Origin of the sequence: Rubripirellula lacrimiformis, assembly GCF_007741535.1 — a bacterium.
GTDB lineage: Bacteria > Planctomycetota > Planctomycetia > Pirellulales > Pirellulaceae > Rubripirellula > Rubripirellula lacrimiformis.
Map to the genome: position 1 here is coordinate 1,844,605 of NZ_CP036525.1, position 13,267 is coordinate 1,857,871.

Here is a 13,267-nt window from a genome sequence, read left to right on the forward strand (position 1 = left end):
CCCGCAAACCGCTGCGCGGCGGGGGAGCGGTGACTTTCATCGCGACACTGATTGATCGCTCGTTGCTCAGTCGCCGGGGGGCGCTGGCCAGATCATTCACCTCGCTGATGCTTGGGGGGGCGTTCGTGGGTGCATTCGCCGGTCCTTCGGCGTATCTGCTTTCGCCCGGTCGCGTGCTGCTAGGCCTGCAGATACCGCTGCGGAATGGGAAAATCCGATCAATCCGGATTCAGCGACTTTGCGGTTTAAAACGGCTTTGTTGTTGAATGGGCGGTGCAGGCTACCTATTTTGGGGGCTTGTCCTTTGTGATTTGCCTCCGGAGAGTTCGATGTCGCTACGAAAACTTGTTTCCCGATCCTCACGGGAATCCAGACGTCAGCGACTCGGTTGGAGCCTTGCGGCGCTGGAACCGCGAATTCTGTTGGCTGCCGACGCGGGCGTGGCGGTGGAAGCCGTTGGATCGGATAGTGGGCAGATGGTGGCCGCGACGTCAGGTCAAATGGCGGCAGGTGATGGCCAGACCGATGTCGATGGGGTGGCGACGACCGCAACCCAATTGGTGTTCATCGATTCCAGTGTTCAGGATCTGGAACAGTTGGCCGGCGGTTTGTTGGACCATCACGAACTGATCTTGCTGGATGCCGACCGCGGCGGGATTGACCAAATCAGCGAAGCACTAGCAGGTCGCGATCACGTCCAGGGCATCCACATCGTGTCGCATGGTCGTGCGGGCCAGATCCAATTGGGCAATCAAACGGTGGACCGGTCCGTGCTGTTGCAGATGCGCGACCAGATTGCCGGTTGGTCGGATTCGCTTTCGGCTGGCGCAGACATTTTGTTGTACGGATGCGACACCGGGGCCGGCATCGATGGTCTGGAATTTGTCACCGAGTGGTCGCGTTTGGCTGGCGCCGATGTGGCGGCTTCGGTTGATCGGACGGGAAATCGACAAAGCAACGCCGACTGGGATCTGGAACGCCATGTTGGAATGATCGAGTCATCGTTGGCATTCAGCACTGACACCCTGTCGTCCTATTCGTCGACTTTGCCGATTTCGATTCGCGCTGCCGGCCAGCGTGGTGAAGAGCAAATGTCGCTTCAGATCGATGGCACCACTGTTGCGACCTGGGACAACGTGGGTGGCAACGTCGACAACGATGAATTTCTGACGTTCACCTACGACGCCGACGGGATCGACGCCGATCAGATCCGAGTCTCGTTCACCAATGATTGGTATCAGCCCGAAAACGGTATCGATCGAAATCTTCGTGTCGACAGCATCACGGTCGATGGTGTGACGTACCAGAGCGAATCGAGCGAAGTGTTTTCGACGGGGACGTGGAAATCGGCTGATGGAATCACGCCCGGTTTCCGGGAAAGTGAAATGCTGCACAGCAACGGTTATTTCCAGTACGCCGGCAGCAGCGATCCGGTGGATCCTGTCGATGGTGCCTTCGCAATCATCAACGAAATTCATTACAACCCGGGACCCGATGGCGAAGTCGATGGGGACGCCGAGTTCTTGGAACTGTACAACCCCGGCAATGAAGACTACGACCTTTCGGGTATGTCATTCACCGGCTTTGATTTGACGTTTGCCGATGGCACGATTTTGGCGGCTGGTCAGTACGCGATCGTGGCACCATCCACCTCGCTTGCCGAAGCCCAGTGGGGCGTGACACCGATCGCCGAATTCGCCGATGGTGGTTTGTCCGGCGGCGGTGAAACGATTCAGTTGATCGCTGCCGATGGCGTCACGGTGGTGGACGAAGTGAGCTACGACGATAATTCGCCGTGGCCGGGCAGTCCCGACGGCAACGGCCCATCACTGGAATTGGTCAACCCTTCGTTTGACAATAGTGACCCGGTGAATTGGCGTGGTTCCACCGATGCGCCAACGCCGGCGGCTAGGAACTCTGTCTATTCGGAAGTTGCGGTCGGCAAAATCACGGACATTGTGGTGACACCGGGGCAACCGCTGCCCGACCAAGCGTTCACGGTTTCTGCGACCATTCCCGATGCAACGTTCGCAACACTGACCTTCAAAGTGATGTTCGGATCCGACCAGACGGTCGGAATGACGAATGTCGGCGGCGATGTTTGGGAAGCAACCGTGCCCGGCCAGGAAGCCGGCACTTTGGTCCGCTATCGGATCGATTCCGATGTCGCGATCGCTCCCTTCGAAGGTGACACGATCAACTATTTGGGAGTCGTGGTTTCGCCGACGGACATCGTTGGCAACACGCTTCCGGTCTTTCAATTCTTTGTCGATCAAGACGAATTCAACGAACTGACAACGACCGAACTTGCTTTGACCAATAACAAGATTAGTGCCGTTGTCGCCTATGGTGGCGAGGTCTATGACAACGCAACCGTTCGTGTACGAGGTGGCGACTACTCACGAACTTATTTCGACAAGAAGAGCCTGAAGTTTGAACTGCCCGACGGGTACACGATCGACATCGGCGACGAAGGTAGCTACGGCATCGACGAGTTCGGGATCAATGCCGACTTTGGTGACTGGACCGTTGTCACTCCGGACCTTTCGTGGGATGTCTTCAACGCGGAAACCGATTCGTTCACCAGTTCGTTCTTCACTCGCGTTGAAATGAACAGTGGTTTCCATGGCTTGTTCCGATTTCAAGAACTGTATGACGGTCAGTGGCGAGCCGCCAACGGGCTAGCCGAAGCCGAGTTCTATAAGGCAGGCGATGGCGGGTTTGGAAGTTACCCCAAGTTCGACAAGAAGAACCCCGATGACGGCGATTACAGTTCGATCTTGACGATCAACGATGTCTTGATCTCGTCGCCATCGGCCGCCAAAACCGCTTGGTTGTACGAGAACGTTGACGTCTCCAACGCGATCAACCATATGGCGATCTCGTCATTGATGCGGCATGACGATCAGAAGAGCCAGAATTTTTACATGGCACTGGATCCCGAAACACAACGTTGGTCGATTGTGGAATGGGATGTCGATCGAACATGGCGTGAACTGGGTGATGAAACCACGGGACCGTTTACGACGCCCGAGCCGATCGGACACGAGTTGATGGATTCGATGTGGGATGTACCCGAGTTCCAGGATATGTATTGGCGACGCATCCAAACGTTGGCCGATCGCTATCTGGGCACCGACCAATTGATCGACCGACGCGCCGAAGTGATTCAGCAGATTGGTGCCACCAATTCGACGTTGGAGTTCCAGAAGTGGGGCCGTTCGGACATCTACAGCAGCCAGTATTGGGTGGATGATTGGCAGACGTCCATCGACACCCGGCGGGCTAACTTCGCCGCCGAATCTCGTATGCCGGGATCCGCCACTGGCACCGCGAACGTGGTGATCAACGAACTGCACTACAACCCGGCCGACGATGATGCCGAGTTCATCGAACTGTTCAACGATTCGTCCGAGTCCGTCGATTTGTCGGGTTGGTCGATCGATGGCATCGATTTGACGATCGACTTTGGAACCGTTTTGTTGCCCAACCAATACGTTGTCTTCACGGATAACTATCTGCAGTTCCAGGACCAGTACGGCGGCAACACCTTTGTCGCTGGCCAGTACTCCGGTGGACTCTCGGGCGGTGGCGAAACGATCACATTGTTGGACAGCGTTGGCAACGTGATCGATCTGGTGACCTATGACGACGCAGCACCATGGCCGACCGAGCCCGACGGAGACGGCATGTCGCTGTCGCTTGTCGATCCGGCACTGGACAATTCGATTGCGGAAAACTGGTTTGCAAGCGCCGAGTCGGGCGGGACACCGGGGGTCGCCAACGATGGCGTTGTCGCCGGCGAAACGACCAATATTTCGATCTTCGCGGCCGGCGAATCGACCAACGAAATCATCGAACTGGAAATCGCGGGTGTCGTGGTTGCAACCTACGACATTGGGCTGCAGGGTGGCAGCATCGGAGACTATCAATCTCGCAACTTCATCGAACTGACCTACGAAGCAGCCGGCGCAGTCGCTGCGGCCGATATCCGGATCAACTTCGTCAACGACCGCTACGAACCCGAAAACGGCATCGATTACAACGTCCGGATCGATCGAATCCAAGTGAACTCGGTCAACTACCAAACCGAAAGCGCGAATGTCTATTCGACGGGAACTTGGTTGGCAGCCGACGGCATCGTTCCGGGATTCCGGCTAAGTGAGACGCTGCACAGCAACGGGTACTTCCAGTTCGATGCTCTGGCCGGGCTTGCCTAGTTCCTGATCGGTGCTGGGGATAGCGGCCTGCTGATTAAGTGAGCCGTGATCGCGTGAGCGGCCGGGAAATGCCCGTGGCCTCACGGCCAATGCCACCTACTTTACCGCTAGTCGGGTGGTTTTATTAGCCGCGTGCGCGCAGGGCCGTCCGGTCCCGAAACACAGTAAAACGCGGGAGAACCGGACGCTAGCGAGAGCGCCCAGTTTAGCCGCGGAGCGGCGGCAGCTCTTTGCCGTGGGGCCCGCCCCACGGTTAGCGATGACTGATGAAATCTTGATCTTCTCGGCCGGGCCGCCTGCGGGCGGCCCGGCCGAGAAGATCATGGGAGGCTGCCAAATCCGGTGGCCGAGGCCACCGGCAGGATGCTTTCGCCTCTCCGAGGCTGTTGTAAGCTGGACGCTCGCTAGCGCGCCCGCGGCTGATCGAGGCGAATACCTCTCGTGGTTACGAAAGTAGGTGGCATTGGCCTTTCGGCCAGCGGCTCACCATGGCCGTTGAAGGTTCGATTAAATCAGCAGCCAGCTAGTTTTAGCCGCGCCGTGGCGACAGCTATTTGCCGTCGGCCTTGGCCGACGGTACCTGCGTCGACTTTGTCTTTGTCGTAGTGGACTTCGCCAGAAGTCCTTTTCAACGCCGGCAGGGAATACTAGCGAATCCCACTACCGTTGCTTCTGCTATTTCATCGCGACGATCGCCATGGATGGCGATCGCGCTGCCAATTGATCGGCGAATGGTGCAGGACAATTCATTGCCTTGAATCGGCTTTGCCAGCGGTCGATCGCCGCGCGGATCGCCGGACTTCCCAGGGTGTCAAAGTACTGCAGCCAGGGGCGGTCGGACTGAAATCCCAATCCGCCTCGCATGGCGGTGTCCAACGATTCGGTTTGCGTCACGGTTCCTTCGCCAACGGTGATGGCGGCTTCGATCAGCATGGGGATCGATAGCAGTTGCTGCAACTGAGTATCGCTGACCGCACCGATAGGACGAAAATAGGTGTCGGCAAGCGCCAGCGTCTCGGCCGCTAGTCCCAGCGAACGTTGATCGTCGGTGTAGTCGTAAAAACCTTGGCCCACCGATCGGCCCAGACGCTTGGATTTGATCATTTTCCCCAGGATTGGCGCTGGATCGATTCGTTGGGGAAACGATTGCCAATAGACGCGGCCTGAATCAAAGGTGGTTCGTGCGCCGATCATGTCGACCAATTCCAAGGGCGACATTGGCATCCCGTAGGCAAGTGCTGCCGCTTCGATCCGGTCGGCCGGTATGCCGCCGCATAGCAGCAGCATGGCCTGGTTCAGGTACGGAGAAAGCAGGCGATTGACAATGAAACCCGGGCTGTCGGCGACCACCAATGGTTCTTTGCCAAGCCGGCCGACATGACGGGTGCATTGATGGATCGTATCGTCCGAGGTCGATTCGCCGCGGATCACTTCGACCGCCGGGCGTCGATCAACCGGCATGAAAAAGTGCATGCCCGCCATTCGCGATGGATCGCGTAATTGGGCCGCGATGTCGGTGATCCTTAGCGTCGACGTGTTGCTGCACAGGATCGCGTCATCACCGAACAACCGTTCGGCTTCGCCAAAAAAACTGCGTTTCACATCCAAGCGTTCGGCGATCGATTCGATCACGATCGTGGGGGCGTCCACGTTGGTGCCATCGACGTGGCGAATCGAAATCCCCACCATCGAATCGCCCACGGGTCGGGACGGATCGATCGTCCATGATGGACCTAGGTCCAGTGATTGGATCGCACTGTCCACTCGATCCCCGTCCAGATCGGCCAACGTGACCGACTGATCGGATGCGACATGGGCGCGCAAGATCGCTTGGCCGACGACGCCGGCACCGACCAAAATGGTTCCCTTGGGAAAGTCGGTCATCGATGTCACTTCAGCAGGCCATCCGCGAAATCGAGGAACAGTTTCCAATCGGTATGTTTCAGCCCGTGACCACCGCTTCCGATGTGGTAACCGGTTTGGCCGACGACGAGTGGGGTGTCCAGTGCAGGCGGGTTCACGTGAGATCGAAGCGAAGGATCTTTCATCACGTCTTGGCCGATCGATTGTTTGCCCAGCACTGCGAACACGGGAGCCGATTCGACCAGCGACAGGTATTCGCCCCGCGGGTCGGCCCACAGGTCTTCGTCGGCACTGGCCACGTAGACTCCGCGTGGTGCGATCAATCCGATCAGTTCATGTTGGTCGACGGGTAGCTCGTTTTCGCGGCCCGCAAACTTGGCATAGTTGGGGGTGAACCAGTGAGGAAACGAGGATGTGATCCGAGCCACGGTTTCCCCGAACGCTCGTCGTGATAATGCCGCGCCGCCGCAACCGGAATGGTTGCTGTACCCGATCGCGAACCGAGGGTCTTCGGCGGCCGCCCAAAGTGATGTTTTGCCGCCGCGTGAATGCCCGACGACCGCAACCTTGGTCGCGTCCACAGTGTCCAACGTTTCCAGATGGTCAAGAACTTTGCTGGCTGCGAATCCCCATGCCGAAAGACTTCGCCAAGCATCGTCGGTCGGTGGCTGTCCATTGGCAAAGAAACTGCGAATGCCTTCGGCGTAGCCGTCCGCACGATCCGGATCAACATCGGATGTGAAAAACGATGCGACCGCATAGCCACGGTCAATCAAGTCTTTCACTGGAATGAACGAATCGTATTCCTCGGTTACCTTTTTGACGGGGGTAAAGTATCGGTTGTTGATCAGCACCACGGCCGGGACTGGATGGTCGACCCCGGTTGGGATGAAGACGACGAACGGGAACGAAAAAGTGCGATCGTCAATCTTGATGGTTGCTTTAAGTTCGCGGCCGATCGCGGTCCCGCCAAGCACCTCGGTCTGCGATACCTGCGTGAATTCGACGGAGTAATCGGTTGTCGGCCGATGTCCGTAGACGTGATGGCGGAACAAGTCCATCAGTTCAGGCCGTCTGGTGTTGGTCCAGGTCGCGGCGTCGGAAACCGTCCGGCCGTCGTTCATCGTCAGCGGATCGGGCAGCTGGAACGTCGGTACCTTGGATTCGTCATAATTGAATTCGCCGCGTTTCGCCGCAAGCTTCTGGACCACTTGCGGGTTCGCTTTCCAAGATGGTCGCATGTTGTTATCCGGCCCAACCTGGGCCCAAGCAGAGGAGGCAAGCAACAGGGACGAGGCGATGATCGATCGGGAAACGAAAGGCATCGCAATCCTGCGAACGCGGGGCGCTGATTCAGTCATGGTGGTTGATTCTGGGGAAGTCGGGCTGGGGCGTAACGCCAGTAAGGTGGGACGCGAATCCTGGCGGATTGGACTTCTCATTGTAGGGTCCGCGATGAACTGGCGTGCTAGACGGCCTGCCAAGATAGCGGCCATCGATCCAAGTCAGTTTAGTTGGACGAAGTCCGATTGCCCGTCGCCTGGGCGGGGATCCGAATTCGGTCGCGTGCAGTGATTGGCCAGATCTGGCCATTCGGTCTGCCCGCGTCGATGACGACGGCGCCGACGTGCAATGCGACGGTCGGGCAAATGTGGGTGGGCAATCCGATCAGTGGTTGGCCGACCGACCAAGCATCCGATTGATCCGATTCGATCACCAGGTGTTCTTCGCTGTGGCTGACCAATCGGGCCTCTGGCAGTTGTGGGAAACGCACTCGATTGGCAAGTGGCATTTCCGATGCAACCGATTTGTAGCCAAGGTCCAGGCACAGCCGACCAGGGCCTGGTTTGCTGATCACTCGCGTCAGAAGCGCGGCCGCAATCTTGAACTTCAAATCCGGATAGTTCCCCCCATATCCGTCGTCCCAAAGCAGGGGCGTACCGGGGCTGCATTGGAAGTCCGTTTCGGCGGCCCAGATGGGAAACGTGGGTGATCCACCGCCGACGATTTCAGGCGATGGCAGACGATCATTGTAGCTAGACGCCATGGCGATGATCTGGCCGGCACATTCGCGGCGTTGGTCCAGCGAAGGCTGGTGCAACTGACCGTCATAGAGGTGCAGTCCCGCGTAGCACAGGTGGGCCGATGATTCGATTTCTTGTCGCAGTTGATCCAGTCCCGGTCCGAACGGGATCCCGGTGCGGTGCATCCCGCTGTCCACATCGATGAAGACGTCCAGCGAGTTCGGGTTTGCAGCGGCCGCCGATGCCAAGACGCGGCAGTTTTCGACATTGTCAGCGACCACGGCGAAACGAGTCTGGTTTTGATCGTTGCGCAGCCGGATCAAACGATCGATATTGGGGCCGACCATTGGATAGGCGATCAACACATCGGTCGCACCGGCCCGGGATGCCATCTCGGCTTCCGCCAACGTGGCGGCTTTGAAGCGTCGGATGCCGGCGGCGACCTGAAGCCGCACGACATCGGGCATCTTATGCGTCTTGATATGCGGGCGAAGACGATCGATATGTTTGTCGCCGCCGACGATTTCAATCATCTGCTGGATGTTCGTCGCGATGGTCGCTGGATGAATCAGCAACCCAGGGGATTCGACGTCACCGAGGGTGTCGATCGAAATCCAATCCGGAATCAAGGTCATGTGGGGTCGGTCCATCAAGGAGGAATCAAAACGAAAAAAGCCAGCCTGAGTTTATCAGGCTGGCCTTTCATCGTTTGTCGTAGTCGAGTTAGCCAACGGGCGGGAACGAACGTCCGCTTGCAGTCTCGCTCGAGGTCGCTTCGCCGCGGGTGCGGCTTACAGGTTCGGAGTCGTGTACGGTTCGACGTCGCCAACCATGTGGAAGTGGTTGTGGTCAATGTACACCACTTCGATTGCATCGCGGTCATGCAGGGTGTGTGGGACGGGATAACCGACGGTGGTTTTCTCGTCAAAGTAGACCGTGCACTTGTAGTGAGCGTGGTGCAGTTGGGCTGGTCCGATCAAAGGATAGAATCGCGGTGGATCGATGTAGTCAGCGATCTTTTCTTTGATGATGCGAACGTTGTTGCGTTGCTTTTCATAGATCAACGGAATGCCGCCTTGAACCGGACGAGCGGTTTCCAGTGCGTGCATGACTTCGTCATCGCTTGGTGGATCCAAGGCTTTGACGGTACCGCCCGAAGTGGTGGGTCCTAGGATCGGCACGCGTTCGTAACGCTCGTGCTTCCAGAACTTCTCTTCTTGCTTGTGTTGATAGTAGGGGCTTACTGGGATCGGTAGACCCATGAAGCCCAGGTTGTAGCCGCCGCCGACTCCCAGACAGCCGGTGGTCGAGATGGCCATCACGGCCATGGTCGCCAGCGTGATCTGTTGGATCAGGCGTTGGGATTGCCCGCCGCGGATGCGGATTGGCAAAGGAGTACTGTGGGCCGCGTTTTGAGTTTCGTCAGTGCGACGGCAAGTCGAGCTGGTCATCCGAGTAACCTTCCGTGGTTCGTTCCGTAAGCATGAGTTCCCTCGGTGGGACTCAGGAATCTGTCTGGTAATAGATTCGGCACCTCGTGCGTACAGGTGTTATCGTGTGAACTTATGCCGATCTTGCGGGTAATTCCGAAGAATCACCTGATTTGCCACCCGAATGCGATCTCTGCGGCAGCGGCGGCGGGCAAAAGAGTTCACATATCTCTGTTTTTATCGCCAAAGATCGCTGCCATTCGGTTTCGGCGTGTGGGGAACGCCCGTCCCGCGATGCGTCGTCTCCGTTTTCGTCGTCTTTGTTTTCGTCGTTTTTGTTTTCGTCGGCTTTGTTGACCGGCTGGTCAGCGACCGACGAATCAGCAGCGGGTTAGTAGAGAGAGCCGCGACGCGTCAGAGAACGTCCGGCTTATGGCAGTCTCGGAAGAGGCGAAAGCATCCTGCCGCGTGGGCGGGCCCCACGGATTCAGCGTTACCACTGCCCCCTCACCCCAGCCCTCTCCCCCTGGATTATCGAAGCTCCACTTCGATAATCCAGGGGGAGAGGGGGCAAAAGAAAACCAACCAACCGCAGTGTCTCCCCCCACCTCCTTTTGCGTCCTCTCTCCCGCGTTGCCCCCTCTCCCCCGCACGTTGCCCCCCTCTCCCCCGCGTTGCGCCCTCTCCCCCACGTTTCGCCCTCTCCCCCCACGCTGCCCCCTCTCCCCCGCGTTGCGTCCTCTCTCCCGCGTTGCCCCCTCTCCCCCCCGCGTTGCCCCCTCTCCCCCGCGTTGAACGCGAGTTCCGCTCGCGTTCGACGTGGGGGAGAGGGTTGGGGTGAGGGGGTGCGACCTGTGCCTCTCCGAGGCTGTCGTAAGCCGGACGTTCTGGTCAGCGGCCGGGAATCCTTTCTTTGCCGCTGGCGATCGCCTGATCAGGCCGACAAGTTGTCTCTCGATCGTTCGGACGCGCCCAACCAGCTAGCTAAGCTGGTGAAACATGCCCGATGGGTTGCCCTGGGATGTCGATTTTAGCGGGAGACGTTTAGGACTTTTCCAGAAGTCCTTGCCCAGCACGAAATTTGGCGAATCCCCCTATCGAAAGCCTCGGTCAATCGCACCACGTCCCTTGGACTCACCTGACGGACCGCGACCGTGTTTCACGATTGGGCGCAACGAAAAAAGCCCGCCAACAACTTTCGTCGCTGGCGGGCTTTTTGAATGACTTTCCAGTCTGGACATCCCACTTGATGGTGGACTGCGACCGATCAAGCGGACGCGTTGCTGAGGTTCATCCGAAGGGTGGATGATTCACTCAGCTGTGCCGACTAGCGGTCGGTGAAATCCAAGAACCACCAGCCGTCGTCCCATTCCAGGCTGACCTTACGCCATCCCAATGGGACTTGTGGGTAAGGATAGAACGGGCCGATGTATGGCCATGCCGAAGGACTGTATTGCTGCGGATAAGTCACCGCGGCGTAGTTCGGTGCAGCCGCATAGCCAGGCCAAGCGTAGTTTGGCAAGTTGGGCGAGTCATAGCGAGGTGCACCGGCGGGGGCACTTGGTCCCATTGGAACCGGTTGGCCCATCATCGGATTGCCACGGTGTTGCATATGCATTCCGGACGCTTGAGCCTGCATAGGCATCTGGCCTTGTTGCATACGGTAAGGCGCGGTCATCGCTTGTGGAGCCTGATTCATGGGCGCCGAAGCGTACTGGGCAGGAACTCCGCCCATGGGAGCGGCGGCGTGCATCTGCGGTGCAACGTTTGACAAGGCAGGTGCCTGTGGCAAACGGGCTAGGCCGCTAGGAGCAGGTGAGCCGACCGTGATCGCTTCGCGGATTCCCGATACGCCGGGAACCGATTCGGCGATGCCAAGGATGGCGGTGCGTTGTTCTTCGCTGGATGCACGTCCAGTCAATTGCAATACACCGTTGTTGCTTTTAACGTCAACGCCGAAACCTTTCAGTTGGCCAGCGTCTTTGGCACGTCCCAAAGCAGCGACCACGGCATTCACGACCGCGTCATCGCTGACCGGTTCCAATGCCGATGCAGGACGAACTTCGCCCGGCATACCATTCATTGGCTCGATCGCACGAGCTTGAGCAGCCAGAGCGTTTCGGAACGAGAAGTCCGAAGCCGATTCCACGGTGGTCGGTGTCAACTCGCTTTGACCGACGGTCGAAACGGCTGCTTGTGGCTTCAAAACGGTGGCTTCCGGGGCCGCGGTGGCAACCGGCTGTGCGTTGGACACGCGGACTTCGTCCACGATGTTGGCGATTCCTTCGATGCCAGCGGCGGCGCCCAGGACCAAGTCCTTTTGAGCCGATTCGCTTACATTGCCTTTGAATACAACCACACCATCATCGACTTTCATGTCGAGGGTGAAGTCCTTCAAGGCTCCGGAATCACGACTGGTTTTCAATCGCTGGATAATTTGTTCGGCGATTTCTCGGTCACCACCCCAGGCCTGCATTGGCCCGAGGGTAGCGAGCGCGGCAATCGCCAATCCGAAATACTTACGTCGCATTGTTATATGCCTCCCTGCAGTCCTAAATCCATCTGGGCCATTCCACTTGAAGGGTCCGCCGACACGATGACGACGGGGAAGTCACCCTTTCGATGGGGACTCGGTGGATCAAACGGTGTTACCAGATTGGTGTTGTTGGTACTTTCGGCAAACTCGGGTGGAGACAGGTAGGTTTTTTCCGGATTTGTCGCTGATTCGGTTTGAAACGCCGGAAAAGTTTACCAGACCGGATCCTTTGACCGCGCAGCACCCGGCCCCGATGGATCTTTCTGGAAACGCAGGTTGATTCCCACTCGGCGGGCTATTTCAGACCGCGGATGAACACCGTCAGCGCGGCGATCGTCCCAATCGCTGGCACGACCACAAGAATCAACTGTGGCCGCACGGCCATCACCGCCAACCCGATCACGCCGGCCATGGCGATCCCCGGTGGCAACCAACGGGCCGGCTTTTTCAGCGATGGCCAGGCCAGCCATAGGGCGCCCATCAACAGACCGACTCGCCCCGTCGCGGCCGACAAAAATCGGGCTGACCCCTCGCTGCCGAATTTCCAGGTCACCACGGCGCAGGCCACCAGCAATCCGATCGAAATCACCAGCAGCATGGTGCGGCGAGGGTCGGTGGGCGATTTGTCCGTGCCCGCTCGATTGGCGTCGGATGGGCGGCGTTTGGAAGGCGTGAGGTTCATGGTGACCAACGATAGCGTTTTTGGCCGCCGAGTTGGTAGACGACTGGTCGCGATCGCCAACGCTATGAAACATTCGTCCCCACGTACTGGTCGGTTTCTCGTAGCGGAACTCGCCAAGAGTTTCGGCTGGGCGGTTCCTCGTAGCGGAACTCGCCAAGAGTTTCGGCCTAAGGTATGTGGAAACGCCGAAAGTCTTGGCGACTTCCGCTACAAGAGGTTTCACCGCATATCCCCTGTCCCTCCCAACCAAGAGTTTCGGCTGGGCGGTTTTTCGTAGCGAAACTCGCCAAGAGTTTCGGCCTAAGGTATGTGGAAACGCCGAAAGTCTTGGCGACTTCCGCTACAAGAGGTTTCACCGCATATCCCCTGTCCCTCCCAACCAAGAGTTTCGGCTGGGCGGTTTTTCGTAGCGAAACTCGCCAAGAGTTTCGGCCTAAGGTATGTGGAAACGCCGAAAGTCTTGGCGACTTCCGCTACAAGATGTTTCACCGCATATCCCCTGCCCCTCCCAA

At 58.1% G+C, this 13,267-nt stretch carries 7 protein-coding genes; 1 reads left to right on the forward strand and 6 read right to left on the reverse strand.

Annotated elements, in window-relative coordinates:
* The first annotated feature begins 329 nt into the window (after nt 1-329).
* Nucleotides 330-4,220, forward strand: a complete 3,891-nt coding sequence (locus K227x_RS06395) for a DUF4347 domain-containing protein (RefSeq protein ID WP_218933801.1) — start codon at nt 330-332, stop codon at nt 4,218-4,220.
* Between the two features lie 675 nt (nt 4,221-4,895).
* Here the strand turns inward: K227x_RS06395 and K227x_RS06400 are convergent.
* From K227x_RS06400 to K227x_RS06425, 6 genes are all read right to left on the reverse strand, one after another.
* Nucleotides 4,896-6,104: a 3-hydroxyacyl-CoA dehydrogenase family protein gene (locus tag K227x_RS06400; protein WP_145168762.1), complete on the reverse strand. Its 1,209-nt coding sequence runs from the start codon at nt 6,102-6,104 to the stop codon at nt 4,896-4,898.
* 5 nt (nt 6,105-6,109) lie between these two features.
* Entirely contained in the window at nt 6,110-7,324 is a 1,215-nt protein-coding gene (locus K227x_RS06405; protein WP_145168763.1) for a glucuronyl esterase domain-containing protein, read from the reverse strand.
* Nucleotides 7,325-7,593: 269 nt separating this feature from the next.
* The gene (locus tag K227x_RS06410; RefSeq protein WP_218933802.1) at nt 7,594-8,742 is read right to left on the reverse strand and encodes a D-TA family PLP-dependent enzyme; all 1,149 of its coding nucleotides are present in this window, start codon (nt 8,740-8,742) and stop codon (nt 7,594-7,596) included.
* Between the two features lie 156 nt (nt 8,743-8,898).
* Nucleotides 8,899-9,435, reverse strand: a complete 537-nt coding sequence (locus K227x_RS06415; protein WP_218934036.1) for a hypothetical protein — start codon at nt 9,433-9,435, stop codon at nt 8,899-8,901.
* Nucleotides 9,436-10,864: 1,429 nt separating this feature from the next.
* A complete protein-coding gene (locus K227x_RS06420) occupies nt 10,865-12,067 on the reverse strand; it encodes a BON domain-containing protein (protein ID WP_145168765.1) in 1,203 nt (400 codons plus the stop codon).
* Between the two features lie 301 nt (nt 12,068-12,368).
* Nucleotides 12,369-12,755 carry a hypothetical protein gene (locus tag K227x_RS06425; protein WP_246146589.1) on the reverse strand — a complete coding sequence of 129 codons (387 nt, stop codon included), beginning with the start codon at nt 12,753-12,755 and terminating at the stop codon, nt 12,369-12,371.
* Nucleotides 12,756-13,267 lie beyond the last annotated feature (512 nt).